Annotated in this window: 29 protein-coding genes and 1 pseudogene; 18 read left to right on the top strand and 12 right to left on the bottom strand. The window is 68.6% G+C overall.

Annotation, left to right across the window (positions count from 1 at the left end; translation table 11 throughout):
* The first annotated feature begins 30 nt into the window (after window positions 1-30).
* From ureG to EV192_RS23220, 5 genes are all read left to right on the top strand, one after another.
* Window positions 31-666, top strand: coding sequence for an urease accessory protein UreG (gene ureG / locus EV192_RS23200; RefSeq protein WP_132119752.1), 636 nt, complete (start codon window positions 31-33; stop codon window positions 664-666).
* On the top strand, window positions 663-1370 hold the full coding sequence (locus EV192_RS23205) for an urease accessory protein UreD (protein WP_132118751.1): 708 nt from the start codon (window positions 663-665) through the stop codon (window positions 1368-1370). The genes ureG and EV192_RS23205 overlap by 4 nt, the downstream gene beginning before the upstream one ends.
* Window positions 1371-1481: 111 nt before the next feature.
* Entirely contained in the window at window positions 1482-2153 is a 672-nt protein-coding gene (pdxH, locus tag EV192_RS23210; protein WP_243727011.1) for a pyridoxamine 5'-phosphate oxidase, read from the top strand.
* 199 nt (window positions 2154-2352) lie between these two features.
* Window positions 2353-2889 carry a lytic polysaccharide monooxygenase auxiliary activity family 9 protein gene (locus EV192_RS23215; RefSeq protein ID WP_243727012.1) on the top strand — a complete coding sequence of 179 codons (537 nt, stop codon included), beginning with the start codon at window positions 2353-2355 and terminating at the stop codon, window positions 2887-2889.
* 94 nt (window positions 2890-2983) lie between these two features.
* Window positions 2984-4222 (top strand): MFS transporter, encoded by a 1239-nt coding sequence (locus EV192_RS23220; RefSeq protein WP_132119754.1) that lies wholly within the window; start codon window positions 2984-2986, stop codon window positions 4220-4222.
* An 80-nt stretch (window positions 4223-4302) separates the two neighbouring features.
* Here the strand turns inward: EV192_RS23220 and EV192_RS56860 are convergent.
* Window positions 4303-4551 (bottom strand): annotated as a pseudogene (locus tag EV192_RS56860) (response regulator transcription factor); the annotation flags it as partial.
* Between EV192_RS56860 and EV192_RS55955 the strand changes: the two are divergent.
* On the top strand, window positions 4505-4672 hold the full coding sequence (locus tag EV192_RS55955; RefSeq protein WP_243727085.1) for a hypothetical protein: 168 nt from the start codon (window positions 4505-4507) through the stop codon (window positions 4670-4672). The pseudogene EV192_RS56860 and the gene EV192_RS55955 sit on opposite strands and share 47 nt — an antisense overlap.
* Window positions 4673-4952: 280 nt before the next feature.
* On the top strand, window positions 4953-5606 hold the full coding sequence (locus EV192_RS23230) for a VWA domain-containing protein (RefSeq protein WP_165960558.1): 654 nt from the start codon (window positions 4953-4955) through the stop codon (window positions 5604-5606).
* Window positions 5607-5655: 49 nt separating this feature from the next.
* Here EV192_RS23230 and EV192_RS23235 read toward each other — a convergent pair whose 3' ends face one another.
* From EV192_RS23235 to EV192_RS23245, 3 genes are read right to left on the bottom strand one after another with little or no spacing between them, the layout of a single operon-like run.
* Window positions 5656-6054: a cytotoxic translational repressor of toxin-antitoxin stability system gene (locus EV192_RS23235; protein ID WP_132118759.1), complete on the bottom strand. Its 399-nt coding sequence runs from the start codon at window positions 6052-6054 to the stop codon at window positions 5656-5658.
* On the bottom strand, window positions 6051-6458 hold the full coding sequence (locus EV192_RS23240; RefSeq protein ID WP_132118761.1) for a prevent-host-death protein: 408 nt from the start codon (window positions 6456-6458) through the stop codon (window positions 6051-6053). The genes EV192_RS23235 and EV192_RS23240 overlap by 4 nt, the downstream gene beginning before the upstream one ends.
* Window positions 6459-6518: 60 nt before the next feature.
* Window positions 6519-7412, bottom strand: a complete 894-nt coding sequence (locus tag EV192_RS23245) for an aldose 1-epimerase family protein (protein WP_132118763.1) — start codon at window positions 7410-7412, stop codon at window positions 6519-6521.
* Window positions 7413-7443: 31 nt separating this feature from the next.
* Between EV192_RS23245 and EV192_RS23250 the strand changes: the two genes are divergently transcribed.
* The 5 genes from EV192_RS23250 (at window position 7444) to EV192_RS23270 (ending at window position 12340) form a co-directional block, all read left to right on the top strand.
* Window positions 7444-8532: an RNA-guided endonuclease InsQ/TnpB family protein gene (locus EV192_RS23250; protein ID WP_132118765.1), complete on the top strand. Its 1089-nt coding sequence runs from the start codon at window positions 7444-7446 to the stop codon at window positions 8530-8532.
* A gap of 167 nt (window positions 8533-8699) precedes the next feature.
* Window positions 8700-9506 (top strand): S1 family peptidase, encoded by an 807-nt coding sequence (locus tag EV192_RS23255; RefSeq protein WP_132118767.1) that lies wholly within the window; start codon window positions 8700-8702, stop codon window positions 9504-9506.
* 78 nt (window positions 9507-9584) lie between these two features.
* Entirely contained in the window at window positions 9585-10127 is a 543-nt protein-coding gene (locus EV192_RS23260; protein WP_132118769.1) for a TetR/AcrR family transcriptional regulator, read from the top strand.
* A 2-nt stretch (window positions 10128-10129) separates the two neighbouring features.
* On the top strand, window positions 10130-10948 hold the full coding sequence (locus EV192_RS23265; protein WP_132118771.1) for an MBL fold metallo-hydrolase: 819 nt from the start codon (window positions 10130-10132) through the stop codon (window positions 10946-10948).
* Between the two features lie 141 nt (window positions 10949-11089).
* Window positions 11090-12340, top strand: a complete 1251-nt coding sequence (locus tag EV192_RS23270; RefSeq protein WP_243727013.1) for an amidohydrolase — start codon at window positions 11090-11092, stop codon at window positions 12338-12340.
* A gap of 36 nt (window positions 12341-12376) precedes the next feature.
* Here EV192_RS23270 and EV192_RS23275 read toward each other — a convergent pair whose 3' ends face one another.
* On the bottom strand, window positions 12377-13525 hold the full coding sequence (locus EV192_RS23275; protein ID WP_132118773.1) for an acyl-CoA dehydrogenase family protein: 1149 nt from the start codon (window positions 13523-13525) through the stop codon (window positions 12377-12379).
* A 57-nt stretch (window positions 13526-13582) separates the two neighbouring features.
* Between EV192_RS23275 and EV192_RS23280 the strand changes: the two genes are divergently transcribed.
* The gene (locus tag EV192_RS23280) at window positions 13583-14485 is read left to right on the top strand and encodes a carbohydrate kinase family protein (RefSeq protein ID WP_132118775.1); all 903 of its coding nucleotides are present in this window, start codon (window positions 13583-13585) and stop codon (window positions 14483-14485) included.
* Between the two features lie 205 nt (window positions 14486-14690).
* Window positions 14691-16007 carry a citrate synthase gene (locus EV192_RS23285; RefSeq protein WP_132118777.1) on the top strand — a complete coding sequence of 439 codons (1317 nt, stop codon included), beginning with the start codon at window positions 14691-14693 and terminating at the stop codon, window positions 16005-16007.
* Between the two features lie 42 nt (window positions 16008-16049).
* Here EV192_RS23285 and EV192_RS23290 read toward each other — a convergent pair whose 3' ends face one another.
* Together EV192_RS23290 and EV192_RS23295 are read right to left on the bottom strand one after the other, a co-directional pair.
* Complete coding sequence (locus tag EV192_RS23290; protein WP_243727014.1) at window positions 16050-17255, bottom strand: ABC transporter permease; 1206 nt, start codon at window positions 17253-17255, stop codon at window positions 16050-16052.
* 29 nt (window positions 17256-17284) lie between these two features.
* Window positions 17285-18196 carry an ABC transporter ATP-binding protein gene (locus EV192_RS23295; protein ID WP_132118781.1) on the bottom strand — a complete coding sequence of 304 codons (912 nt, stop codon included), beginning with the start codon at window positions 18194-18196 and terminating at the stop codon, window positions 17285-17287.
* 126 nt (window positions 18197-18322) lie between these two features.
* On the opposite strand from EV192_RS23295, the gene EV192_RS23300 reads away from it, so the two are divergent.
* From EV192_RS23300 to EV192_RS23310, 3 genes are read left to right on the top strand one after another with little or no spacing between them, the layout of a single operon-like run.
* The gene (locus EV192_RS23300) at window positions 18323-18757 is read left to right on the top strand and encodes a YbaB/EbfC family nucleoid-associated protein (RefSeq protein ID WP_132118783.1); all 435 of its coding nucleotides are present in this window, start codon (window positions 18323-18325) and stop codon (window positions 18755-18757) included.
* A 9-nt stretch (window positions 18758-18766) separates the two neighbouring features.
* Complete coding sequence (locus tag EV192_RS23305) at window positions 18767-19081, top strand: type VII secretion target (RefSeq protein ID WP_132118785.1); 315 nt, start codon at window positions 18767-18769, stop codon at window positions 19079-19081.
* A complete protein-coding gene (locus tag EV192_RS23310; protein WP_132118787.1) occupies window positions 19078-19857 on the top strand; it encodes a hypothetical protein in 780 nt (259 codons plus the stop codon). The genes EV192_RS23305 and EV192_RS23310 overlap by 4 nt, the downstream gene beginning before the upstream one ends.
* Here EV192_RS23310 and EV192_RS23315 read toward each other — a convergent pair.
* Together EV192_RS23315 and EV192_RS23320 are read right to left on the bottom strand one after the other, a co-directional pair.
* The gene (locus EV192_RS23315) at window positions 19793-21286 is read right to left on the bottom strand and encodes a glycerol-3-phosphate dehydrogenase/oxidase (RefSeq protein WP_132118789.1); all 1494 of its coding nucleotides are present in this window, start codon (window positions 21284-21286) and stop codon (window positions 19793-19795) included. The genes EV192_RS23310 and EV192_RS23315 overlap by 65 nt on opposite strands.
* Window positions 21283-21882 carry a TetR/AcrR family transcriptional regulator gene (locus EV192_RS23320; protein WP_132118791.1) on the bottom strand — a complete coding sequence of 200 codons (600 nt, stop codon included), beginning with the start codon at window positions 21880-21882 and terminating at the stop codon, window positions 21283-21285. The genes EV192_RS23315 and EV192_RS23320 overlap by 4 nt, the downstream gene beginning before the upstream one ends.
* Before the next feature lie 16 nt (window positions 21883-21898).
* Here EV192_RS23320 and EV192_RS23325 point away from each other — a divergent pair, with 16 nt between their 5' ends.
* The gene (locus EV192_RS23325; protein WP_243727015.1) at window positions 21899-23500 is read left to right on the top strand and encodes an FAD-binding oxidoreductase; all 1602 of its coding nucleotides are present in this window, start codon (window positions 21899-21901) and stop codon (window positions 23498-23500) included.
* Here the strand turns inward: EV192_RS23325 and EV192_RS23330 are convergent.
* From EV192_RS23330 to EV192_RS23340, 3 genes are all read right to left on the bottom strand, one after another.
* A complete protein-coding gene (locus tag EV192_RS23330) occupies window positions 23487-24347 on the bottom strand; it encodes a DUF3558 domain-containing protein (protein WP_132118795.1) in 861 nt (286 codons plus the stop codon). The genes EV192_RS23325 and EV192_RS23330 overlap by 14 nt on opposite strands.
* A gap of 228 nt (window positions 24348-24575) precedes the next feature.
* On the bottom strand, window positions 24576-24962 hold the full coding sequence (locus EV192_RS23335; RefSeq protein ID WP_132118797.1) for a hypothetical protein: 387 nt from the start codon (window positions 24960-24962) through the stop codon (window positions 24576-24578).
* 54 nt (window positions 24963-25016) lie between these two features.
* The gene (locus tag EV192_RS23340) at window positions 25017-25643 is read right to left on the bottom strand and encodes a DUF4232 domain-containing protein (protein ID WP_132118799.1); all 627 of its coding nucleotides are present in this window, start codon (window positions 25641-25643) and stop codon (window positions 25017-25019) included.
* Window positions 25644-25647 lie beyond the last annotated feature (4 nt).

Genomic DNA, 25647 nt, shown 5'->3' on the forward strand with positions numbered 1-25647 from the left:
CACACCCACCCGGTCACGTACGACCCGACGATGTCGGAACCCGACCGGTACGAGCCGGTCGCCGAGGAAGGCCGGGCGTTCCGGATCGGCATCGGCGGTCCGGTCGGCAGCGGCAAGACCGCGCTCGTCGCCGCGCTGTGCCGGGCGTTGGGCGACGAGTTGAACCTCGCGGTGGTGACCAACGACATCTACACCACTGAGGACGCCGACTTCCTGCGCCGGGCCGGTGTGCTGGACACCGACCGGATCGAGGCCGTGCAGACCGGATGCTGCCCGCACACCGCGATCCGCGACGACATCTCCGCCAACCTGGACGCGGTGGACACGCTCGAACACCGCCATCCCGGGCTGGACCTGGTGATCATCGAGAGCGGCGGGGACAACCTCACCGCGGTGTTCAGCCGGGGCCTGGTGGACCGCCAGGTGTTCGTGGTGGACGTGGCCGGCGGCGACAAGGTGCCGCGCAAGGGCGGGCCCGGGGTGACCACGGCGGACCTGTTGGTGATCAACAAGATCGACCTGGCGCCGCTGGTCGGCGCGGACCTGGACGTGATGACGTCGGACGCGGCCAGGATGCGTGGCCCGCTGCCGGTGATCGTTCAGTCCCTGGTGGAAACCCCGGACGCGCCCGAGGTCGCGTCGTGGGTCCGAGAACGCCTGAGATGAGGGCACACGCGCGGGTCGTCGCGGAGGTCGTCGACGGCCGGACGGTGTTGCGTGAGCTGCGATCCATGGCTCCGCTGACACTCGTTCCGCGTCGAGGCGTCCCCGGTGCGGTCCATCTGGTCTCCTCGGCGGCGGCCCCGCTCGGCGGCGACGACCTGGAGCTCTCCCTGGTCGCCGGTCCTGGCGCGACACTCCGGCTGGCCGGCGTGGCCGCGGCCCTGGTCCTGCCCGGCCCCACGCCGGCTGTGAGCCGGGTCACGGTCACCGTCGAAGCGGCCGAGAAGTCCACTGTGGAGTATCGGCCGGCGGCGACGGTCGTCACCGAACGCGCGTCCCACGAGGCGGTGTTCGTTGCGTCACTCGCGGCCGATGCCCGCTTGCTGGCAAGGGAAGTACTCGTCCTCGGCCGGGCCGGCGAGTCGCCCGGCCGGCTGGGCACGGTAACGATCGTTCACCGGTCCGGCGGGCCGGTGCTCAACCAGCGGCTGCGGGTCGGCGCGCTGGCCGCCAGTCCGGCTGTTCTCGCAGGTAGAAGGGTCCTTGCCACGTCCTTGCGGGTCGACGGCGACGAGCCCGTCGACACCGTCGCCCTGGACTGGGCCTCGCTCGTCCCGCTCGCCGGCGGGGGCTCACTGGCTACCGCCCTGGCCCATGACGCGGTCACGGCCGGGCGGCTACTCGATCAACTTGATCGATCAGGTTGATCGGTCAGGGTGACTCCGCGTGGGTGTAATCACCACGCCCGCTGTTTCTCTGGACCCCCCAACCCCGTAACGTCGTTGGGAACCAAGAAAACTAGGCGGAGGATGACTGGCATGACGGACGCCGACGTAACGTCCAACATCACGCTGAACCTGCCGGCGATGCGCGCGTCCTATGAGGGTGGCACGCTCGACGAGTCCGAGCTTCTGCCGAGCTGGCACGAGCAGCTCCAGTACTGGCTGGACCAGGCCGCCCGGTTGGGTGTGGTCGAGCCCAACGCCATGGTGCTGGCGACCGCGGACCCCACCGGCCGCCCGTCGTCACGGACCGTGCTCGCCAAGGGCCTCGACTCGCGGGGCGTCGTCTTCTTCACCAACTACACCTCCAGCAAGAGCCACGAGCTCTCCGCCACCCGCTACGCCTCCGCCACCTTCCCCTGGTACTCGCTGCAGCGCCAGGCGCACGTGCGCGGCACAGTCGAGAAGGTCGACCCCGCCGAGACCGCGGCCTACTGGGCCAGCCGGCCGCGGGAGTCCCAGCTCGGCGCGTGGGCGTCGCCGCAGTCCGTGGTGGTGTCCGGGCGGTCGGCCCTGGACTCCTCGCTGGCCAACATCCAGCGACAGTTCGCCGACGCCGACATGGTGCCCGTGCCGCCGCACTGGGGCGGCTGGCGGATCCGCCCCGAGGTGGTCGAGTTCTGGCAGGGCCGCCGCAACCGGATGCACGACCGGCTGCGCTACAAGCAGACCCGGGACGGGTGGAAGGTCGAGCGGCTCGGCCCGTGAGCCGGGACAACCCGCCCAAAGAGGTCTAGACCACGTGTACCCGCCGTGTTATTTTCGCCACGCAAGGTCGTGACGCGGCGGGGGCGCGACGCACGTCCACGACGGCCAACCCTGCAGGTCGGAAATCGTGGAAGGGGCAGCAATGCCTGCTACCCGGACAAAGCGCGGAATCGGAATCCTCGCTCTTGCCCTCAGCTCCATGTTGTTCTCCGTATTCGTCGCCGACGCGCACGGCTACACCACGGCTCCAGTGAGCCGGCAAATGTACTGCGCCGACGGCACGGTCACCAACTGCGGCGAAATCCAGTGGGAGCCGCAAAGCGTCGAAGGTCCCAAGAGCTTCCCGAAGGCGGGACCGCGGGACGGCACCATCTGCTCGGGCGGGTTGAGCCGGTTCAGCCAGCTCGACGACCCGCGCGGCGGCAAGTGGCCGACCGGGGCGGTGACCGCCGGCACCGCGACGTTCACCTGGCGGCTGACCGCCATGCACGCGACGACGTCGTTCCGGTATTTCATCACCAAGGACGGCTGGACCGGGACGAAACCGTTGACCCGGGCCGATCTCGAACCGCAGCCGTTCTTCACCAAGAACTGGAACGGCCGGCAGCCCGGATCGACGGTCACCGACACCGTCACCGTTCCCAGTGGAAAGACCGGCCGTCACCTGATTCTCGGTGTGTGGGATATCGCGGACACCGGAAACGCCTTCTATTCCTGTTCTGACGTGCGATTCTGACCACTGACGACCAGTAACCACTGGCTGGGAAACCCGTCCCGGCCAGTGGTTACTTGCCTTAAGCTAACGAGTTGTGAGTCTTCGTGACCTGGTCATGGACGTCCGGCCGCTGCGGGTCCCCGCGTACCGCAGGCTGTGGACGTCGACCGTCGTCACCGCCATCGGCAGCCAGCTGACCGCGGTCGCGGTGCCCAAGCAGGTGTACGACCTGACCGGCTCCTCCGGCTTCGTGGGCCTCACCGGCGCGGTCGCGTTGGTTCCCCTGCTGGTCTTCGGCATCTGGGGCGGGGCCATCGCGGACGTGATGGACCGCAGGAAACTTCTGTTGATCACCAACACCGGCATCGCGGTCAGCTCGGTCCTGCTCTGGGCGCAGGCGGCGACCGGCGTGCACTCGGTGTGGGTCGTGCTCGTGCTGCTCGGTCTGCAACAGTCGTTCTTCGCGATCAACATGCCCACCCGCAGCGCGGTGATCGCCCGGCTGGTCCCGACCGAGCTCATCCCCGCCGCCGCTGCCCTGGGGTCGACGGTGTTCACGTTCGGCGCGGTGATGGGGCCGTTGCTGGCCGGCGCGCTGCTGCCCGTCCTCGGGCTGTCCACTTTGTACCTGATCGACTCGGTGGCGCTGGTGCTCGCCCTGTGGGTGATCTGGCTGCTGCCGCCGCTGCCGCCACTGAGCGGGGTGGTGCGGCGCGCCGGCCTGCGGGACGTGTTGGACGGTTTCCGTTATCTGGTCACCCAGAAGGTGCTGCTCGCGTCCTACCTCGCGGACATCATCGCCATGGTGGCCGGGATGCCGCGCGCCTTGTTCCCGGAGATGGCGGAGCGCACGTTCGGCGACCCGCCCGGCGGTGGCGTCGCGCTGGGCTGGCTGTACGCGGCGATCCCGTTGGGCGCGATGCTGTGCGGGCTGTCCTCCGGCTGGATCTCCCGGATCACCCGGCACGGCGCCGGCGTGATCGTCGCGGTGCTGGTGTGGGGCCTCGCGGTGCTCGGTTTCGGCCTGGCCAACTCGGTCTGGCTGGCTGTGGTGTTCCTGGCCGTGGCCGGCGCGGCGGACATGGTCAGCGCGATCTACCGCACGGCGATCCTCCAGACCGCGGCCGAAGACGATATGCGCGGCCGGATGCAGGGCGTGTTCACGGTTGTTGTCGCCGGTGGCCCACGCCTGGCGGACGTGGCGCACGGCTGGACGGCCGCGGCCGCGGGGACGACGGTGGCGGCCGCGGGCGGAGGGATCCTGGTGATCGTGCTGACCATCGCGTGGGTGGTGGTGATCCCGGTGTTCTGGCGATACCGCGCGGTGCCGTCGGACGCCGAGCCGGTGTCGTGACGTCGCCCCCTCAGTGATGGGCGTTGTCGGTGCCCTGGCCGGTTGGGTTCGACCAGGCCGGTTTCGTAGGCGTAGGCCACGGCCTGCGCCCGGCTGGTCAGGTGGAGTTTGTTCATCGCGCGGTAGAGGTGCGTCTTCACCGTGGCCTCGGCGAGCGTCAGGCGAGTGGCGATCGCGGTGTTGGACAGGCCGCGCGCGACCAGATGCAGCACGTCCCGTTCGCGGGCGGTGAGGGATTTCAGGTCGACGTCGCAGGGTGCCGCGTCCGGTGTGCGGTCCTTGGTGAACACCTGGATGAGCCGCTGGGTGATGCTGGGCGTGAACGGCATGTCCCCGGCGGCGAGCTCCACCGCCTCCTCACCTGTCGACCCGCTGTGCCCGTTGCCGCTGTTCGTTCGCCAACTGCTGGCTGAGCGCGGCCAACCGTTCGTTGCAACGCAAAACCAGTGAGCACCAACGCGGAAACCAGATCCCGAACCCAGGGATCGATCCGCCCAGCAACCACAACGGCACGACCAACCCCCTGCCGCACCCACCCCGCCGTCACCACCAAAGCGTAAGCAGTCGCGTGCCCCGTGGCAGGAACAGGACACGCAATCGCCAATCCGCAGGACACCGGGCGCGGTCCGCGTAGCGTCGCGCTGTGGCAGTTTTGCGCTGGGGGTGGATGCTGGGGCCATTGCTGGTTGTCGCCGTGCTCGTTTCGGCGTGTACGAAGGAGGTGCCCGGTGTGGCCGTGCCGGGTTCGAAATCCGTTGCGGTCTGCGACGACGTGGTGGTTCTGCTGATTCAGGTGTCGCTGGGCATGGCGGCGACGGATGTGGCGCCGACTCGGTTGGACGCTGCTCAGCGGGCCGGGAAAGCCTTTGCGGACTCGCTGCCGCCGAAAACCCAACTTGGGTTGATCTCGTTCAGCGCAACCGCGGTGACCCAGGTGGCACCGACAACCGATCGCGGCAGTGTCAAAACCGCCCTCGACAGGCTGATGCTGAACGCGGGGAATGCCACCGGTGAAGGAATCCTGACAGCGGTGCAGGCGATCGACGCTCTCCGCGACATCGGTCTGGCGCCCGGATCGAAACGGATCATCCTGGTACAAGGCAGCAGGCAGTCAGTGCCGGCTGGGCTGGACGATCCCCGAGGCGCATACCCGGCGGCCCGGGAAGCCAACCTGCGCCACATCCCGATCTCCGCCATCGCCCTGGGCACCGCCCAGGGCAAGATCGAGATCGAACCGGACAACGGCGGGCCGACCCCTGTTCCGGTACCGGTCGACCAGACCTCGTTGCGTGAGATCGCGAAACTCTCCGGCGGAAGTTTCCACACCGCAACCAATCTCGCCGAGCTGACCGGGGCCTTTGCGGAGCTGACCTGCCATCGGTGAGGACCGTGTCCGGTAAGTCATCTCAGCCGGAGCGCGATCGCCGGGACGGTTATGTGTCGCCTTTTTCCCAGTAGATGTCGAGGCGGGCGATGGCTTCCTTTCGGGTTAGTTGGGCTACCGCGGATTCGGTGAGGCCTACTCGGGTGAGGAGGAGGTGGACCAGGTCCACCGGGAGGGCGTCCGGGCGGGGTTTGGCTACGCCGCGGTCGGGTTTCTCGCCTTCTTGCACGCAGGCCCAGAAGGTGTCGTTGTCCACGTCCAGTTGGTCGGTGAGGATGTGGTTCCAGAGGTTGGGGCCGTAGGTGGGTCGGCGGGAGACTCGGGTGCGCAGCACGCGTCCGTCGGGCAGGCCGAGTTCGTAGGTGATCCGGGTGCCTTCGCGCACGCTGATCCAGCCTTCGACCTGACAGAACCGATCGTGGTCAGCCGGGGTGGGATCGTCGTTCACTCGGTCGCTCCGACCAGCCACGCGCGCAGTTGGGTGTCGTCGCTGAGGCCGATGAGCTGGACCAGTCCCCAGTTGTCGCGGTGGTTGGGGGTGTCCAGCAGGCGGTCCTGCCAGTCCTGCGCGTACTCGCGTAAAGAGGTGATCATCTCGGTGATCGCGTCGTCGAAGGTGGCTCCGTCGGCGGCGACCGGGAGACCGGGGATGAAGACCGACCAGCCGTCGGGCTCGGCGACCACGTGCGCCCGCGGTTGGTTCATCGTCATCAGGACCTGGTGCAGGCGAACGACATCGACCACCGCTGTCCGCGCGTGGTCACGCCGGATCGTGGCCACGCGCCCTTTCTCCGCCGCGTCAAGGATGTCCTTGAGATGCGTGCGGGCGTCGGTGTAACTGTCGAAGTGCATGACGTCCCCTCTTCTCGCTCGGTTCCAGTGTCCCGAACCGGGTGAGGTACGTCAAGTACTTCACGTACTTGTTGGAGTTATGCCCCATCGGGCGGTCCAGGTCGCCCCTGGTGCCAACACGATCAGGCCGGTTCCGGAGTTCAGGGCGTCCGGCGGGCAGGTCATCGGCTCGATCGCGACCGCCCGCCCGCGCCCGGGGAACTCGTCCGGCGTGAACACCTGGACCCAGCCGAAGTCCGGGTCGGCCCAGAGTTCCACACCGTCCGCCGGCCCGGTCAGCCTGTGCCGCACCAGCCCGTCCGGACCCGGCACGCAGCCGCCGAACGGCGTGTCCAGGTGGACTCCGGACAACGGCCGTGGGGAGCGGAAGTCGTACTCGGTGCCGTCGACGGGCACTGCCGGGCCGTTGGGGATCATCGTCGACGGATCCAACGGCAGCACAGTCGAAGCGGCCAGTTGGAGGACGCACGAATCGGTCGAAGCGTTGCCCGCGCGGGGATACGGATGCGTACCCACGCCGAACGGGGTGGGCTGCGAGCCGACGTTCTCCACCCAGTGGGTCACGGTGAGCCCGTCGTCGCCCACGGCGTACTCGATGGTGGTGCTCAGTTCGACCGGCCACCCGGCCTGCGGGGCGATCACGACGTTGAGCGAGACCGTCGACGCGGTACGCTCCACCACCGTCCACTGTAGACGTCGGACCAGGCCGTGAATGGCGTTCCCCCGCGCCGGCTCGGTGATGTCCAACTGCTGGGTGGACCCGGCCAACGTCCACCGCCCGCCCGCGGTCCGGTTCGGCCACGGCACCAGCACCATGCCCGCGCCGAGCGGCGGGGCCTCGTCGGCGCCGAACGTCTCGCCGTAGGGGACGCCGTCGACCTCGAACGATCGCAGCCCCGCGCCGGTCGCGGTGACGACCGCCCGTGCGTTACCGTGCATGATCTCAAGGCTCATCCTCACACAGTAGCGTGCTAGCGTGTGAAATATGGCGAAGACGCTGGTGAAGCGGGCGTTCAAGTACCGCTTCACCCCGACGGTGCAACAGGAGCGGGAACTGTTGCGCACCTTCGGCTGCGTCCGCCACGTCTACAACATGGCCCTCGAAGCCCGCACCGCCGCGTGGTACCGCGAGCGACGGCGGGTGACCTACGCCGAGACCTCCGCCCTGCTGACCGAGTGGAAGACCACCGACGAGCTGGCGTTCCTCAACGAGGTGTCCAGCGTGCCGTTGCAGCAGTGCCTGCGGCACTTGCAGAAGGCGTTCACCAGCTTCTGGGAGAAACGCGCGCGGTACCCGAGGTACAAGTCCCGCAAGCGTGGGAAGGCCACGGCGGAGTACACGCGCTCGGCGTTCCGTTACCGGGACGGGCAGCTCACTCTGGCGAAGATGGCCGAGCCCTTGGCGATCGTCTGGTCCCGGCCGCTGCCGCCGGGGGCGCGGCCGGCCACGGTGACCGTGTCGCGGGACCCGGCCGGTCGCTGGTTTGTGGCTCTGCTGGTGGAAACCAGCGTCGGGCACCTGCCGGCCGGCGAGGCCGAGGTGGGGGTGGACGCCGGCCTGACCGCCTTCGTGACGCTGTCGACCGGCGAGAAGGTCACGAGTCCGCGCGAGAACGAAGACCGGGCGCGGCTCGCTGTCGCGCGAAGAAGTCTGGCGCGTAAGCAGAAAGGCTCCCGAAACCAGGCGAAGGCACGGCGGCGGGTCGCCCGGATCCTCGCCCGGATCGGCGACCGGCGCCGGGATTTCCTGCACAAGCTGAGTACTCGACTCGTCCGTGAGAACCAAACGATCGTGATCGAGGACCTGAACGTACGCGAACTGCGGTCGATGCTTGAGTACAAGACCCAGTGGTACGGCCGCCGGCTCGTGGTGGTCGACCGCTGGTATCCCAGTACGAGAACCTGCTCGGAGTGCGGGTTGCTGCTCGACCGCCTCCCGGCGCACGTCCGCGGATGGACGTGCCGGCGATGTGGCGCCAAGCATGATCGCGACGTGAACGCCGCGAAAGCGATTCTGGCCGCCGGACGGGCGGTCACGGCCTGCGGAGCCGGAGTAAGACCACCCCGGCACTAGTCGGCAAGGCATCCGGCGCAACCTCCCCCACGGGGCGGCGGAAACAGGAACTTCCCAGCTCACACCGGGGAGAACGTCAAGAATGCGCCTATCGGCGGGTGGTACGACGGTTCGCCAGCGGCGACGCTGAGTCACGGGGGAACCCTGCGATTGGAAGGAACCCGAATATGATCAGGCGTGTACTTGGCACGCTGTTCGCCGCACTCTCCGTCGGCGCGATGGCAGCCGCGCCGGCCGACGCCGTGCAAGCGGCCGACTTCACCGGGATCGTGGCGCTGAGCAACTGTTCCGGCTCGGTGGTGAAGCCGCCGCAGGCCCTGGACTCCGACCCGGCACTGGTGATGTCCAACGGGCACTGCGTGAAGTTGATGGGCGCCAACGAGGTGATCAGAAACCAGTCCTCGAGCCGGACCTTCACGCTGTTGAGCGGCCCCAACGCGTCGACGCTCGGCACCTTGCGCGCCACCAAGATCTCGTACGCGACGATGCACGGCACCGATGTCTCCTTCTACCAGCTCAACCAGACGTACGCGCAGATCAGGCAGCGGTTCCCGCAGTTCCGCCCGCTGGTGCTGAGCACGACGCACCCGACCCAGGGCGCGGGTATCCAGGTGGTGTCCGGTTTCTGGAAGCGGATCTGGACGTGCAACGTGGACGGGTTCGTCTTCCAGCTCAAGGAGGACGTGTGGACCTGGAACGACTCGGTCCGCTACACCGCGGCCTGTGACACGATCGGCGGCACGTCCGGGTCGCCGGTGGTCGACGGCACCGGCAAGGTCGTCGCGATCAACAACACCGGCAACGAGGACGGCCAGCGCTGCACCTTGAACAACCCGTGTGAGGTCAGCCAGAACGGCCAGGTCACCGTGCGCCAGGGGATCAACTACAGCGAGGAGATCTTCCAGATCTCGGCGTGCATCGGCGCCGGGAACCAGTTCACCCTGACCTTGCCTGGGTGCACCCTACCCAGGTAGAACCAAGGGGCCCCCTCGTGTGCACGAGGGGGCCCATTTAGGTCTTGCGGGTAGTAGACCAGTCTGTATAGTAACTTCGTGCCCAAGAAGACCGACACCCGCGAGCGGGTGCTGCGCACCGCGGCTGTCCTGTTCCGCACCCAGGGATACCACGCCACCGGCCTCAACCAGGTCCTCGCCGAGGGCGGTGCCCCGAAGGGCTCGCTGTACTTCCACTTCCCCGGCGGCAAGGAGCAGCTGGCGGTCGAGTCGCTGCGGCTGTCGGCGGCGGAGTTCCAGGCCGAGCTCCGCGCGGCCGGGTCGATCGAAGCCGCGCTGGAGGCGCTCGCCCAGCTACTGGTGGCGTCCGACTTCCGGGAAGGCTGCCCGATCGCGACGGTCGCGCTCGACGTCGTCAACGAGAACGACCAGATCCGTCAGGCGTGCGCCGAGGCGTACGCCGGCTGGACCGACCTGATCATGGAGTTCCTTACCCGCCAACGAGTTCCGGGCGCAGCCGACCTGGCGACCGTGGTGCTCGCGGCGATCGAGGGCGCGTTGCTGTTGGCCAGGACGCGCCGGGACCTGACGCCGTTACGTCAGGTCGCGGCCCACATCCAGACGTTGCTTCCAAAGGAGTGACCATGCGCGTTCACCATCTGAACTGCGGCACGATGCGTCCGTTGGGCGGCAGGCTGCTCGACGGTTCGTCCGGGTACCTGGGGCGCGGCCGGATGGTCTGCCACTGCCTGCTCGTCGAAACCGAGTCCGACGGTCTGGTCCTGGTGGACTCCGGGCTTGGTGTGGCGGACGTGACGAACCCGCGCGGCTCCCTCCCGACGCAGTTCATGCTGCTCACGAACCCCGTGCGGGACATCGAGGAAACGGCTGTGCGCCAGGTGATCCGGCTCGGGTACAAACCCGAGGACGTGCGGCACATCCTGCTCACCCACATGGACCTGGACCACGCCGGCGGGGTGCGCGACTTCCCGAACGCCAAGGTGCACGTGTACGCCGAGGAGTTGCGTAACGCCCAGGCGCAGGCCAATGCGGCGGACCGGATGCGGTTCCGCACGGTCCAGTGGTCGGAGGCGGACTTCGAGACGTACGAAGCCGATGGCGACGCCTGGTTCGGGTTCGAGGCGGTCCGCAACCTCAAGGGCCTGCCGCCCGAGATCCTGATCGTGCCACTGGCCGGGCACACCAAGGGGCACGCCGGAATCGCGGTCGACACCGGGGAGAAATGGTTGCTGCACTGCGGCGACGCCTATTTCTTCCGTGGCGAGATGAATCCGGCCCAGCCGCACTGCACACCGCTGCTGCGGGTGTTTCAGAACGTGGTGCAGACCGACCGCGGCCGCCGGCTCGCCAATCAGGACCGGCTTCGGTCGCTGGTCCGGGAGCACGGGGACCGGGTCGAGGTGTTCAGCGCGCACGACTCGGCCGAGCTGGCTCGGTACTGATCGGAGATATGACCGATTTCAGTCCGTTCTGGACATGGTGCTGGACAGCGCTCGGGGCACCCGTCCTGACCTGCGGGCTCGTGATGTTCTGGCCGAAAGTACGGCGCCGACGTGGAGACTTCCCTAGTACGGTGTCCCATCGTGACAGTGACAAACCAGCCCCCTGCGGGGGCTCCCACCCCCACCGCCGCTATCACGGGTGGATACGTCGTTCCGGTCAAAGGTGACCCCATCGCGGGCGGCACCGTGCTGGTCGAGAACGGGAAGATCGTCGCGGTGGGCGCGGACGCGGACGTGGACGTCCCCGACGACGCCGAGATCGTCGACGCGGCGGGGCTGTGGGTCCTGCCGGGGTTCGTGGAGGCGCACGGCCATGCCGGCGTCGGTGAGGAGGGCATCGGCTGGGAAGGCCGGGACTACAACGAGATGACCGACCCGAACGGCGCCCGGCTGCGGGCGGTCGACGGGATCAACCCGGACGACCAGGGCTTCCGCGACGCCTTGGCGGGCGGCGTCACGACCATGGTCTGCAAACCGGGCTCGGGCAACCCGATCGGCGGGCAGACGGCGGCCGTGAAGATGTGGGGCCGGACCGTGGAGGACATTCTCCTCAAGGCCCCGTGCAGCATGAAGAGCGCGCTGGGGGAGAACCCGAAGCGGGTGTACGGCGAGCAGAAGAAACTCCCGTCGACCCGGCTGGGGGTCGCCGCGGTCATCCGGGACGCCTTCGTCAAGACCCAGGACTACCTCGCCAAACGCGCGAACGCCGCTGAAGAGGGAAAGCCGTTCGAGCGGGACACCACCCTTGAGGGCCTCGCGCTGGTCCTCGACGGCACCATCCCGTGGTGTCAGCACAGCCACCGCGCCGACGACATCGTGACAGCCATCAGGCTCGCGGACGAGTTCGGCTACAAACTGGTGGTCAACCACGGCACCGAGGGGCACCTGATCGCGGACACCCTGGCCGAACGGGACATCCCGGTGATCATCGGCCCGTTGTTCACCAGCCGCTCGAAGGTGGAGGTGAACCGTCGGTCGTTGCGCAACCCGGGCATTCTGGCCAGGGCCGGGGTGAAGATCGCGATCACCACCGACCACCCGGTTGTCCCGATCGACTTCCTGGTGCACCAGGCGACCCTGTCGGTGAAGGAGGGCCTGGACACCGACACGGCACTGCGGTCGATCACCCTCAACCCGGCCGAGATCCTGGGGCTGGACGACCGGGTCGGCGCGCTGGCGCCGGGGCTCGACGCGGACATCGTGCTGTGGTCGGGGGATCCGCTGGACGTGATGAGCCGGGCGCTGCGGGTCTTCGTCGAGGGCGAAGAGGTGTACCACTTCGACGAGGCCACCGGCGAAGGGGTCACCAAGAGCCCCTGGTACAGCGAGTAGGGCACGGGTCGGGCTGGGCACAGCCCGACCCGAACCTCACACCGTGCGCAGTTCCCTGGCGATGACCATTCGCTGGATCTGGTTGGTGCCCTCGAAGATCTGCGGCACCTTGGCCTCCCGCATGTACCGCTCCACCGGGAAGTCCTTTGTGTACCCGGCGCCACCGAGGACCTGGACCGCGTCCGTGGTCACCTTCATGGCCGCGTCGGTCGCGACCAGCTTGGCCACCGACGACTGGCGTTTGAACGGCATGCCGCGGTCGCGTCGGCGGGCCGCGTCCAGGTAGGTGGCGCGGGCCGAGTCGACCGCCGCGGCCATGTCCGCGAGCAGGAACTCCAGGCCCTGGAACTCGATGATGGGTTTGCCGAACTGGCTGCGTTGCTTGGCGTACGCCACCGCTTCGTCCAGAGCGGCCTGCGCCAGCCCGACCGCGCACGCGGCGATCCCCAGCCGGCCGGAGCTCAACGCGGTCAACGCGAGCTTCAGGCCGTCGCCCTCGGCGCCGATGCGGCGGGTCGCCGGGACCCGGGCGCCGTCGAAGATCATCTGGGTGGTGGTCGACCCGGTCATGCCCATCTTGCGTTCCGGCGCGCCGGCCGTCAGGCCAGGGGTGTCCGCGGGCACGAGGAGGCAGCTGACACCCCGGCCGCCGTCCGGCGACGTACGGACCATCGTGGTGTAGAAGTCCGCCTCACCGCCGTGCGTGATCCACGCCTTCGTGCCGGTCACGACGTAGTCCGTGCCGTCCTTCGTGGCCCGCGTGACCAGGGCCGCGGCGTCGGAACCCGCGCCCGTCTCGGACAGGGCGTACGCCCCGAGCAGGTCGCCGCCGAGCATGCCGGGCAGCCACTCGGCGCGCTGTTCGTCAGTGCCGTGTTCGGCCAGCGCGTAGCAGGACATGGTGTGCACGGACAGGCCGACGCCGACGGTCAGCCAGGCGGCCGCGATCTCCTCAAGGACCTGTAGGTACACCTCGTAGCCGACGCCGCCGCCGCCGCCGTACCGCTCCGGGTAGGGCAGGCCGAGCAGGCCGCTTCGGCCGAGCAGCCGGAACTGTTCACGGGGGAAACGCTCCTTTTCCTCGTACTCGCCGGCCAGCGGGGCGAGTTCCTGGGTGGCGATGTCCCGGGCCAAGGCGATGAGGTCCTCCGCCTCGGTGTCCGGGAGCAGACGTTCGACTGTCATCGCGGGTTCTCCGTCATCAACAGTGCTGAAGGACCAGGTCACATTACTATTCCCGGCGTGATCGTCGTCGGTGGTGAAGCTCTGGTGGACCTGGTGCCGTCGAAGGTCGAGCCCGGGTCCTTGCGGCCCGCGCTCGGCGGCGGGCCCTACAACGTCGCGGTGGCGGCCGGGCGGCTCGGTGTGCCGACCGCGTTCCTGTCAAGGATCTCCGAAGACGACTTCGGCGACCGGCTGGTCCAGCGGCTGGTCGACTCCACTGTGGACATCACGTACGTGCAGCGCGGGCCCGAGCCGACCACGCTGGCGGTGGCCGGGATCGGCCCGGACGGCGGCGCCAGGTACACGTTCTACGCCGAGGGCACGGCCGACCGGCTGTTCCGCGCCCCCGAGGTGCTGCCGGCCATGTCGATCCTGTCGCTGGGCACGTTGTCCCTGGTCCTGGAGCCGGGCGCGAGCGCGTACGAGGACGTGATGCGTCGCGCGAACGTGCTGACGGTGCTCGACCCGAACATCCGGCCGGTGCTGATCGCCGACCCGGCCGCCTACCGGGCCCGGTTCAAGCGGTGGCTGCCGGATGTGGGGTTGCTGAAGCTGTCCGAGGAGGACGCCGCCTGGATCGCCGAGGGCGACCCGGTCGAGGCCGCGATGGCGTGGCCCTGCCCGACCGTGATCACGCGGGGTGGCGCCGGGCTGAGCGTTGTCACCGGTGCGGGTGAACTTGTCGAAGTTCCGGCGGCGCCCACGACGGTGGTGGACACGATCGGCGCGGGCGACACCGTGCACGGCGCACTGCTGGCGTGGCTGCATACAGAAGACATCAAGTCGGTCGAACAACTGCGCGGGCTGGATGCAAACTCCTGGCGGGAAGCGTTGCGATACGCCGGGGCCGCGGCGGCGATAACCGTGTCCCGCGCGGGTGCCGAACCGCCGTTCGCGGCCGAACTCGTGATCGGCATCTGAATCGTTCTGTGAATCGATGTGAGAAGCGTCCCACCAGCGTGTCTTACCTTACGCCGCACTGTGCGATTCGCGTTCGGCGCACTAGCGTTGGTGCTTGACAGGACCCCAATGGGGCGGTGCTGCGGTGCGGCGATCATCACGACCGGTACGCACGTGGCCTGATCCGCCAGATCCACCGCCCTGACCGATCGGGAGAGGGACGTTCATGCCCGACGCGACGACCGCGCCGCAATCCGGTACCCGTACCGTCGCGCTTCACCACGACAACGGTGAGCTCGAGATGGCGGTGGTACCCGCCAGCGAAGGCTCCGACGGAATCGAGCTCGGCAAACTGCTCGCGAAGACCGGGATGGTCACGCTGGACCCCGGCTTCGTCAACACCGCCTCGTGCTCGTCGGAGATCACATACATCGACGGTGACGCGGGCATCCTGCGCTACCGCGGCTACCCCATCGAGCAGCTGGCCGAGCGTTCCACGTTCATCGAGGTCAGCTACCTGCTGATCTACGGCGAGCTGCCGAGCGAGGCGCAGCTCGCCGACTTCACGTCCAAGATCAACCGGCACACGCTGCTGCACGAGGACCTCAAGCGGTTCTTCGACGGCTTCCCGCGGGACGCGCACCCGATGCCGGTGCTGTCCTCCGCGGTGTCCGCGCTCTCCACGTTCTACCCGGAGACGCTCCGGCCGGTCACCGACAACCTGACCGAGATCGCCACCATCCGGCTGCTGGCCAAGCTGCCGACCATCGCGGCGTACGCCTACAAGAAGTCGGTCGGCCAGCCGTTCCTCTACCCGGACAACTCGCTCGGCCTGGTGGAGAACTTCCTGCGGATGACGTTCGGCTTCCCGGCCGAGCCGTACACCGTGGACCCGGACCTGGCCCGCGCGCTCGACCTGCTGTTCATCCTGCACGCCGACCACGAGCAGAACTGCTCCACGTCCACCGTGCGGCTGGTCGGCTCGTCCGAGGCGAACCTGTTCGCGTCGATCTCGGCCGGTATCAACGCCCTGTTCGGCCCGCTGCACGGCGGCGCGAACAGCGCGGTCCTGGAGATGCTCGAGGGCATCCGGGACTCCGGCGGCGACGTCGACACCTTTGTCAAGAAGGTGAAGAACAAGGAGGACGGGGTCAAGCTGATGGGCTTCGGCCACCGGGTCTACAAGAACTACGACCCGCGGGCCGCGATCATCAAGAAGACCGCGGACGAGATCCTCGGCAAGCTCGGCGGCGACGACAGCCTGCTGGAGATCGCCAAGAAGCTCGAAGAGCACGCGCTGGCCGACGAGTACTTCATCTCCCGCAAGCTCTACCCGAACGTGGACTTCTACACCGGGTTGATCTACCGGGCGATGGGCTTCCCGACGAAGTTCTTCACGGTGCTGTTCGCGCTCGGCCGGCTGCCCGGCTGGATCGCGCACTGGCGGGAGATGACGCACGACCCGGCCACCAAGATCGGCCGGCCCCGCCAGGTCTACATCGGACCGAAAGAGCGGGACTTCGTGCCGATGGGCGACCGTTAGGTCCTCGTGAGTGGTTTGGTGGGTTGGAACGCGCCAAACCACTCACGAGGTGAGGCCGATGGCGTCCCGTAGGCGGACGCGGCTTCCGGTGCGCAGCACCGCGTTGCGGTAGATCCGGCCGCCGATCCAGGCCACCAGGGCGATTCCGCCGAGGGTGAGCAGGATCGCCGCCACCTGCAACCAGATCGGGGCCACGCCGAGCGCGGTCAGGCCGGGCATCAGGATCGGCGCGAACGGCGGCAGCATCGCCATCACCGTGGTGAGCGTGCCGGAGCTGTTGCCGATCAGCAGGTTGATGCTGAAGATGAAGCCGATCACGATCACCAGGAGGACCGGGGTGAGCACGCCCTGGGCGTCCTCCTGGCGGGACACGAGTGAGCCGACCGCGGCGAAGATGGTGGCGTAGAAGAAGAATCCCAGCAGATACCACAGCACGCCGGTGAGTAGCCCGCCGACCGCGGCGCCGCTGATGGTGAGCACCCCGCTGGCCGTCCCGACGATCAGCCCGACCAGGCCGATGGCCGTGAACTGGACCAGCCCGACCAGTCCGAGCCCGAGTACCTTGCCGCTGAGCAGCTGCCACGGCCGCAGGGTGGCGAGCAGGATTTCCACCACCCGGCTGGACTTCTCCTCGATCACGCCCTGCGCGACGGTCTGGCCGTAGATCATCAACGCCATGTAGAGCAGGATCGCGATCACCAGGCCGATGCCGAGGCGTTGGCCGTTCTCCCCGCTCTTCGGGTCCAGCGGGACGACCGTCACGTGCTGCTGGGCGGCGGCGGCCATGGCGCTCTTGTAGTCGAACGTCCGAGGGTCCACGTCCTGCAGGCCGCTGGCCAGCGCCGCGCTGAGACTCTGCTCCCGGACCAGGGAGTTGAGCGTGCTCAACAGTTCGGGGCCGAGCTTGCCGGGGTCCTTGACCGCGACGCTGAGCGAACCGACCGGGCCGTACACGGACGCGTCCAGGTTGCCGCCGCGCACCTTCTGGTCGCCCTCGGCCTGGTCGGCGATCTCGACGATCTGCACGTTGCTGTTGAGGGCGCGGACGGACGCCTGGATCTGCGGCCCCAGCGCGGTCGCCTGGCCGGTCAGCCCGACCTTGCTCGTCCCCTTGCCGCCGATGGATCCGCTCTGCAGCAGCATGAACACACCGAGCACCAGAATGGACACCACGGTGCTGATCAGAAACGCCCGGGTGCGCAGCCGGGTGTTCAGCTCCCGGCCGGCCACCAGGAGCACTGCATGCATCGGCCTCACGCCTGGGGTCATCTTGGTGCTCAACGGACGTTCCCCTCATGCACGACATTCCGGAACAGTTCGGTGAGCGCCAGCCTACGTCGGCTGAATTCTCGCACCGGCCCGGTGGCCAGTGCCTTGGCCAGGATCTCCTGGTCGTCCACCCAGTCCTCGACCCGGAGCGCCACCCGGCCATCCTCTTCGGACATCACGGTGACGCCGGTGATGTCGGCCGCCCACCCGAGCGGCGCGGCGGGCGCGTGCACCACTAACTCCGTTGGCGCGCCGGAACGCAGTTCGTCCACGGTCCCGCAGGCGACCATTTTCCCCTTGTTCACGATCCCGACCCGGTCGCAGAGCCGTTCGACCAGGTCGAGCTGGTGGCTGGAGAACACCACCGGGATGCCGGCCGCGGTCTTCTCCTTGAGTACCTGGCTCATCACGTCCACCGCGACCGGGTCGAGCCCGGAGAACGGCTCGTCCAGCACCAGCACGTCCGGGGCGTGCACGAGCGCGGCGGCCAGCTGGACGCGTTGCTGGTTGCCCAGGCTGAGCTTCTGCACCTCGTCGGTCCGCCGGGCGCGCAGGTCCAGCCGGGTGATCCACTCCTCGGCCGCGCGGTGCGCGTCGCCGGTGGCCAAGCCGTGCAGCTTGGCCAGGTAGACCAGCTGGTCCAGTACCTTCATCTTCGGGTACAGGCCGCGTTCCTCAGGCATGTACCCGAATCTGCGCCGCATGTCGAGTGTGATCGGCTGACCGCCCCAGCGCACTTCGCCCGCGTCGGCGGCGAGCACACCGAGGGCGATGCGCATGGTGGTCGTCTTGCCGGCGCCGTTGCTGCCGACGAACCCGAACAGTTCACCCGGCCGGACCTCGAACGTCATGTCCGACAGGGCGACGACGTCGCCATAGCGCTTGGAGACGCTGTCGATCTCCAGTCCCGCTTGAGGCACTATCGATCCTTCCTCGCCGCACGTGTCCCCACGAGTATCCAGGCTGCTCCGCCGGGCCCGCGCGGCGGATGTCTCGACTCGGTCACTTTGCCGCGAACAGCACGTGCGTCGGCTTAGATTCGGCCAATGATCCAGGACGGACCATCAGAGCAATGGATCGCGCAGTACGACGAGACGCTCAAACAGGCCGCGGCCGACGCCCAGGCGACCGACCTGGCGCTGCGGCAGGTCGGCGGGGCGGCGACGTCACCGGACGGTGAGGTCGTGGTCCGGGTGAACGCCAGTGGCGCCACCACGGACCTGGTGCTCCGCCCTGGCGTGCGGGGGCTGGAGCCGGAACAGCTGGCCCGGCTGATCCTCCGGACCACCCAGCAGGCCCAGGCCGACGTGGGCCAGAAGGTCGTCGAGACCATGCGCGAGTTCCTCGGCGAGGGTGACGCCCTCGAGTTCGTGAAGAGCCAGGTGCCCGTTGTGCCCGAGCCGGTCGAGGAACCGATCGGCCGGCGCGACGACCGCGCCGACGACGACTACTTCGACAATCCACCTGACTTGATCAAGTAGGGGGTGCTGATGTCTGAATCCTTCGACTTACGGATAGACCAGCTGCTCAAGCACGCGGACACGGTGGCCGGCCTGGCCAACGACGCGCGCGCGGCGGCCACGGCCGCGCAGGCGGCGTTGAGCGGTGACGCGTTCGGCGTCATCGGCCAGTTCCTCGCGGCGTTGCTGCTCCAGGCGACGGGCGAGGCCAAGAACGGCATGACCAAGGCGGCACAGACCATTTCGGACGTCAACACCGGCCTGTTGTCGACCGTCAAGGCGTACCAGGACACCGACAACAAGCACGCGAACGTGTTCGGCCGCATCAAAGGGGGGTCGGAGTGACCACCACGCCCACAGCCCAGCAGAGCGGTACGCGCCTGCTGCCGGACATCAAGAGCACGGTCGCGGCGATCGAGAGCGGCGACTGGATGTCCGCGGCCGGCGGGATCGCGCAGACCGCGCTCGACGTGATCGGGATCTCGGCCGACCCGCTCGGCGCGATCTCCAGCGCCGGCTTCGGCTGGGCCGTGCAGCACGTGTCGTTCCTGCGCCAGCCGTTCGACATGCTGTTCGGCAACCCGGAGTCGATCAAGTCGAACGCGGCGAACTGGACCAACGCGGGCACGCAGCTGGCCACCACCGCCCAGCGCTACCGGGAGACGTCGGTCGCGCAGACGTCGAACTGGACCGGCGCGTCGGCCGACGCCTACCGCGCGACCAGCGCGAACCACGCGGACGGCATCGAGGGGATCGCCCAGGCGGGCAAGGGCCTGTCGGCCGCGATCACCGGCGCCGGCCAGCTGGTGGCGGAGATCCGCAAGCTGGTGATGGACCTGATCTCGAAGGCCGTCAACAAGATCATCATGCAGATCATCCAGGCGTTGTCCACGTCGTGGTGTTCGTTCGGCGCCAGCATCGCCATGGCGATCGTGAACATCGTGCAGACGGCCGTGTCCACCGCCCAGAAGCTGCTCGGCGAGCTGGTGAAACTGTTGCAGTCACTGCAGAAGGTCTTCCAGCTGGTGGTGAAGCTCGTGCAGATCTTCAAGACCGTCAAGGCGGCGATCGAACAGTTGGGGAACCAGGCCAAAGGCGGCCCAGTTCCCGCGAAAGCCTGACGGCTTCCGCGTCGACGAGCCCGATCCGGGTCCGGCGGTGCAGCACGTCGTCGACGTCCAGTGCGCCCTCGTGCTCGACGGCCCAGGCGACCTCGGCCATGGTCAGCTGTGGATGCAGCTGCTCGGGGTCGCCCTGGGCCACCGCGACGGCTTCGGTGCCGTACTTGGCGACCAGTCGGGCGGGCGCGTCGAGCCGGGCCAGCTCGGCGCGCGACGCGGCGCCGACGAGCGGGATTTTGTCGGTCCGGGAAGGGCTTGTGACCAAGCCGGTCGCGTCCACGGCGTCGGCGGCCATCCGGCGGTACGTCGTGAGCTTGCCGCCGACGATCGTCAGCACGCCGTTGGGCGCGGTCAGCACGGCGTGCTTGCGGGACAGATCGGCGCTGGCCCCGTCTGCCTCCAACAGCGGTCGCAGGCCCGCGTACGTGCCGATGACGTCGTCGTTGGTGAGTCTCCGCTCCAGCACCGAGGACGCCACGTCCAACAGGAAGTCCACATCGGACTGTGGCGCGGTCGGCACGTCCGGGATCTCGTCGACCGGCTCGTCCGTCAAGCCGACGTAGACGCGGCCGTCGACCTGCGGCAGCACGATGACGAACCGGTTGCTGGTGCCCGGGATCGGCACGGTCAGCGAGGTGCCGGTGAAGCCGTCGCCGGCGATGACCACGTGCGAGCCCCGTGACGGCCGGAGTTTCACCGACGGCACAAGGCTTCCGGCCCACACACCGGTCGCGTTGACGACCCGCCGGGCCTGGATCTCGAACTGCTCGCCGGTGATCGTGTCCAGGACCTGGGCGCTGTTCCGCTCAAGGCCAAGAGCTTTCGCGCGGGTGATGATCCGCGCGCCCATACCGGCGGCGGTCCGCGCCAGCGCGACGACGAACCGTGCGTCGTCGATCAGTTGACCGTCGTACGACAGCAGCCCGCCGCGCAGGCCGTCCCGCTTCAGCATCGGCGCCAGCGCAAGGGCTTCGGCCGCGGGGACACGGCGTGGGCGCGGAAGCAACGCACCGGGCGTCCGCGCGAACCGCCGCAGCAGGTCACCGGCGTGCAGGCCGGTGTGGGTGAACAGCTCGTGGCCACGGGACACCGTGTCGTGCAAAGGAATGAGCTGGGGGAGGGTCCGGGTGAGGTGCGGCGCGGTCCGGGTCATCGCGATGCCACGTTCAACTGCGCTCTCGTACGCCAACGCCACATCGCCGTGCGCGAGGTAGCGCAGGCCGCCGTGGATGAGCTTGCTGGACCACCGGGACGTGCCGAACGCCAGGTCATGGGCCTCGATCAGGGCGACCGACAAGCCACGGGAGGCCGCGTCCAACGCGACTCCCGCACCGGTCACGCCACCGCCGACCACCAGGACGTCCACGGGCGTCTCGGCAATCGCGGCGATGTCCCGGGCGCGGCGTTCGGCGTTTAGTGATGTGGTCACCGGTCCTCCAGGGCGCCGTCGAGGATCTTCGCCAGTTCGGCGAGCAGGTCCTCACTGTCTACATCGGACGAAGCCGGCCGCATCGACAGCACGAACGACTGCACGACCAGCAGCAGAGCCCGGGCCTGGGCCGGCACGTCCGCCCGGCGGATCGAACCGTCGGCGTGGCCGGCCATGACCTCGACGCGCAGGTACTCCTCGGCGAGCCGTTGAGTGCTGCCGAGCCGTTGGACGACGTACGGGGTGATCAGTTCCGGCTCGAGGTCGAGCACGGCCCGCATGATCGGGTTCGCCACCAACGCCCGCACCCCCTCGACCACGCTCCCCACGAGCCGCTCCCGGGCTGTCGGCGCGGCCACCGGGGTGGCGCTGAGCAGGCCGCTGAACTCCCTGGTCATCAGCGCCGCGATCAGGCTGCGGGCGTCCGGGAACCGCCGGTACAGCGTCATCCGGCTGACCCCGGCCCGGCGCGCGACCTCGGTCAGCGTGGTCCGGCTCACCCCGATCGTGAGCACGCAGTCGCGGGCGACGTCCAGGAGGAGCTGGTCGCCGACTCGATTATGGTGACCTTGTTTACTGTGACGATGTGACGTCATGTGTCACACTGTACTCATGATGAACCGGGAAGACCACCTCCGCAGGGCCGACTGGTCGGCCGAACAGGTCGAGTTGCCGCCGCACGCGCTGCGCTGGCTGCGGTCCGAGACCGGACTGAACGACGTGCACACGCCGACGCGCCAGGTCACGGCGTCCGTGTCGGAGCTGCCGGAGAAGGCGCGGGACGTCCTGGCGGACATCGTCGGGTCGGCCAACGTCCTCACCGCCGACGGTGACCGGCTCGGCCGGGCCGGCGGCCTGTCATATCTGGATCTCTTAGCGCACAAGGGCTCCGGTGCGGTCGCGGCACCGGACGCGGTGGTGCTGCCGGCCGATCCGGACGAGGTCACGGCCGTCCTGGCGGCGTGCGCGGAGTGGGGGATCGGGGTGGTCCCGTTCGGCGGCGGCACCTCGGTGGTCGGCGGCGTCGCGGCGCTGCGCGGCGACAAACAGGCCGTGATCGCGCTGGACCTGGTCCGGCTGGACCAGTTGGTGTCGGTCGACCGGGTGTCCAGGCTGGCGGTGCTGCAGGCCGGGGTCCGGGCCCCGGCCGCGGAGCAGCTGCTGGCGGCGCACGGGTTCACCCTGGGGCACATGCCGCAGTCGTTCGAGCGGGCGACCATCGGCGGCTTCGCGGCCACCCGCTCCGCGGGCCAGGCGTCGTCCGGGTACGGCCGGTTCGAGGACATGGTCGAAGCGGTCCGGGTCGCCACCCCACGCGGCGAGTGGCGGCTGGGCGTGGCGCCCGCGTCCGCCGCTGGGCCTGACCTGCGGCAGCTCGTGGTGGGCAGCGAGGGCACCTTAGGTGTGATCACCGAGGTCACCGTGCGGATCCGGCCGTTGCCGACGGTCCGCCGCTACGAGGGGTTCGTGCTCGACGGCTGGGAACGCGGTGTCGAAGCGGTCCGGGAACTGGCCCAGCATCGGGTGCTCGCCGACGTCACCCGACTGTCCGATATGGACGAAACCACGGTCGGGCTCGCGTTGACCGGCGGGTGGAAGGTCAAGGCGCTGCGGGCCTACCTGAAAGCGCGCGGGGTCAGCGAGCCGTGCCTGCTGATCCTCGGCTGGGAGAGCGACGTGCAACGGCGGCGCGCGGCCACGCTCAACACCCTGCGCGGAGCCGTCCGAGTGGGCAGGCCGCTGGGCGAGGCGTGGCGGCACGGCCGGTTCGCCGGGCCGCGGCAACGGGACGCGCTGATGAACATCGGCGTGTGCGTGGAAACCCTGGAAACCGCCACACACTGGTCGAAGCTGGGCCTGCTCAGGTCGGCGGTCCGGGCCGCGCTCACCGGCGCCCTTTCCGCGCCCGGCCGCAAACCCGTGGTGATGTGCCACATCTCGCACTCCTACGAGACCGGCGCGTCCCTGTACTTCACGGTCATGGTGCCCAGGGACGAGCGGGACCCGGTCGGCCAGTGGAAACGGGCGAAACAGGCGGCGTGCGAGGCGATCGAGAAACTCGGCACGATCACCCACCACCACGCGGTCGGCGTCGACCACAGCCCGTACCTGGCGACCGAGATCGGCGAGTTGGGGGTCGAGGTGCTGGCGGCGGTCAAACAGGTACTCGACCCCACCGGCGTGCTCAACCCCGGCAAACTCACCCCTCGGTAGCCGACTCGTTGGCCGCGTTCGTCGCCTTGCCACACGGGTCCGAAGTGGACGAAACCTCGTACTGGGTGGAGTAGTACGAGTCCTGCGGCGCGTCCCGGAGCCTGACCATGACCATGCAGCGGTTCTGCTGGTCCGGCTCCTGGTGGCGCATGCCCTCCTTGCCCGCGATGGTCAGCGGCTCGCCGTGCTGGTGGCTGGTGACGTTGATGATCTCCTGGCTGATCAGCAGGGACCCACTGCTGCCGGTCATCTCGCAGTTGATGATGGTCGGCCGGCGCAGCGACTTCACCGTCCCGATCTCGTGCGCGAGCCGGTCGACCGGCTGGCACGGGTCGCGGCCGTGAAACGGCGTCGAGTACGGGTTCTGCGGCGGCGTCTTGAGCTGCGCGCGCACAGCGGTCGCGATCCGCTGGGCCTGCTCGCACTGCTTCTCGAACTCGTAGCCGCCCACCGAGATGCTGATCCCGTCGTCCCCGGCCACCTTGACGGTGACCGCGCACGACGAGTCCTGCACCGCAGGCACGCCCGCGAGATCGAGCTGCTTGGCGTCCGGCGCCGCCCGTTCGCCGACGAACGCGCGGGCCGTGGTCCTGACACTGTCAGGTGCGGTGATGGTCGCGACGCAGCTGTGCACGCTGGCGCCCGCGAACTGCTTGTCGCTCACCTTGCCCAACGGGGCCAGCGCGGTCTCGTCCAGGATCGCGCAGGCGTCGATACTCCGCATCGACGCCCACTCGTCCGGGGTCGCGGCCGCGTTGCCGCTGGTCTCCGGCTGGTTGTGGTCGGACGAACTACAGCCAGCGATGAGGAGCAGGGCGACAATCACTGTGTGCAGTCGATTCCTCATACACAGTGATGCTACCTAGTGGTCTAAACCATATCTACTGTCCTCGCTGTGTCTGATTGTCCTCGCTCCGCTCGGACGGGCTTGGTCGCCTTCAGCCGATCATTTCCCCCTCGCACCACGCGACCGACATCTTCGCTCGGGGCAAGTCGCCGCCGTGGCCGGGGCGATGTCGGGCGTGTTGCGAGGCGTAAATGACCGGCGCGACCAAGCCGGTTGTCTTTGCTTAACTCATGCCGTTTTGCGTCTGACTGTCACGAGCCACGCGCAGCCGGCCAGCCCGGCGAAGAACAGGCCCCAGGCCGGGTAGGTGCGGGCGTTGGTCGAGTCCTCGCACATGTGCACGTACTGGGCCAGGACCATCTCGTCGGTCGGCTGGCCGAGGGCGCTCGCCACCTGCGGGGTCTCCACGCCGCCGAGGATGTTGCCGCAGCTCACCTTGGTGGTCTTCGTGGTGTCCAGGGTGGATACCCGGACCGGGATCAGCACCAGCACCAGGCCGACGACGAGCGCGGCCAGGAACAGGACCGCGGCGAAGGTACGCGGCGCGAGCGTGACCTTCGCGAGCGGATCCGCCTGCTCGATGGGGGCAGGCAAGAGGGACGCTTGCACGGGCATGCGCGCAAGCGTCCCTCTTTTCGATCGCCTATGGGTAACGAACCGGCGAATTCACTACTTGTAGTACGCGCTGCCGTCGACTGTCCCGTGCTCGCACACCGAGCCGAGGTTGGCCTTGACCGCGAACGGCTGGGTCTCGTCCGGGGGGATCACGTTGAGGCCGGCCGACTCCGGCTCGCACGGTCCGGACGTCGACTCGGTGCCGTCCGGGACCGCGCCCCAGTGCAGGTTCTTGGTCGCCTTCTGGCCGGGTTGGAGGGTCACCAGCGTCGGCTTTGGGTCCAGGGTGCGGGTCAGTTTGGTCGGCATGTCGGTGCCGGTCGCGTTGGCCAGCGCCAGACCGCCGTAGCCGTACAGGGTGCATGCGGCTTTGCCGGTGTTGGTCACCACGAGTTTGGCGTACCGGTTGCCGGCCGCCGCGTCGCCGTTCTGCACGTCACCTTTGAGCGTCGCCGCGGAACACCTTGACGTGCCGTTGCTCTTGACGCTGTCCGGCTGTTCGGTGCTCGTCGGCGTCTTGCTGGACGTCGGTGACGTTCCAGTCGACGGTTGGGGTCCGCTTGTCTGCGTCACCGTCACGGCAGGCGGCTGCGCGTTGTTCGAGTTGCCACCGCCGCACGCGGTGAGCGTGCCAAGGGCGACAACGGCCACACCGATGGCGATCAGGGTGTGTCGAGCCATGGTT

The sequence above is a fragment of the Actinocrispum wychmicini genome (assembly GCF_004345645.1).
GTDB classification, from domain to species: Bacteria; Actinomycetota; Actinomycetes; order Mycobacteriales; family Pseudonocardiaceae; genus Kibdelosporangium; species Kibdelosporangium wychmicini.

What these genes read in the sequence shown, in the direction of transcription:
- ureG (WP_132119752.1), top strand. Translation starts at nt 31, where the DNA reads ATGTCGGAACCCGACCGGTACGAGCCGGTCGCCGAGGAAGGCCGGGCG.
- EV192_RS23205 (WP_132118751.1), top strand. Translation starts at nt 663, where the DNA reads ATGAGGGCACACGCGCGGGTCGTCGCGGAGGTCGTCGACGGCCGGACG.
- pdxH (WP_243727011.1), top strand. Translation starts at nt 1,482, where the DNA reads ATGACGGACGCCGACGTAACGTCCAACATCACGCTGAACCTGCCGGCG.
- EV192_RS23215 (WP_243727012.1), top strand. Translation starts at nt 2,353, where the DNA reads ATGTTGTTCTCCGTATTCGTCGCCGACGCGCACGGCTACACCACGGCT.
- EV192_RS23220 (WP_132119754.1), top strand. Translation starts at nt 2,984, where the DNA reads ATGGACGTCCGGCCGCTGCGGGTCCCCGCGTACCGCAGGCTGTGGACG.
- EV192_RS23240 (WP_132118761.1), bottom strand. Translation starts at nt 6,458, where the DNA reads ATGCACTTCGACAGTTACACCGACGCCCGCACGCATCTCAAGGACATC.
- EV192_RS23245 (WP_132118763.1), bottom strand. Translation starts at nt 7,412, where the DNA reads ATGAGCCTTGAGATCATGCACGGTAACGCACGGGCGGTCGTCACCGCG.
- EV192_RS23250 (WP_132118765.1), top strand. Translation starts at nt 7,444, where the DNA reads ATGGCGAAGACGCTGGTGAAGCGGGCGTTCAAGTACCGCTTCACCCCG.
- EV192_RS23255 (WP_132118767.1), top strand. Translation starts at nt 8,700, where the DNA reads ATGATCAGGCGTGTACTTGGCACGCTGTTCGCCGCACTCTCCGTCGGC.
- EV192_RS23265 (WP_132118771.1), top strand. Translation starts at nt 10,130, where the DNA reads ATGCGCGTTCACCATCTGAACTGCGGCACGATGCGTCCGTTGGGCGGC.
- EV192_RS23275 (WP_132118773.1), bottom strand. Translation starts at nt 13,525, where the DNA reads ATGACAGTCGAACGTCTGCTCCCGGACACCGAGGCGGAGGACCTCATC.
- EV192_RS23285 (WP_132118777.1), top strand. Translation starts at nt 14,691, where the DNA reads ATGCCCGACGCGACGACCGCGCCGCAATCCGGTACCCGTACCGTCGCG.
- EV192_RS23290 (WP_243727014.1), bottom strand. Translation starts at nt 17,255, where the DNA reads ATGCATGCAGTGCTCCTGGTGGCCGGCCGGGAGCTGAACACCCGGCTG.
- EV192_RS23300 (WP_132118783.1), top strand. Translation starts at nt 18,323, where the DNA reads ATGATCCAGGACGGACCATCAGAGCAATGGATCGCGCAGTACGACGAG.
- EV192_RS23305 (WP_132118785.1), top strand. Translation starts at nt 18,767, where the DNA reads ATGTCTGAATCCTTCGACTTACGGATAGACCAGCTGCTCAAGCACGCG.
- EV192_RS23320 (WP_132118791.1), bottom strand. Translation starts at nt 21,882, where the DNA reads ATGACGTCACATCGTCACAGTAAACAAGGTCACCATAATCGAGTCGGC.
- EV192_RS23325 (WP_243727015.1), top strand. Translation starts at nt 21,899, where the DNA reads ATGATGAACCGGGAAGACCACCTCCGCAGGGCCGACTGGTCGGCCGAA.
- EV192_RS23330 (WP_132118795.1), bottom strand. Translation starts at nt 24,347, where the DNA reads ATGAGGAATCGACTGCACACAGTGATTGTCGCCCTGCTCCTCATCGCT.
- EV192_RS23335 (WP_132118797.1), bottom strand. Translation starts at nt 24,962, where the DNA reads ATGCCCGTGCAAGCGTCCCTCTTGCCTGCCCCCATCGAGCAGGCGGAT.
- EV192_RS23340 (WP_132118799.1), bottom strand. Translation starts at nt 25,643, where the DNA reads ATGGCTCGACACACCCTGATCGCCATCGGTGTGGCCGTTGTCGCCCTT.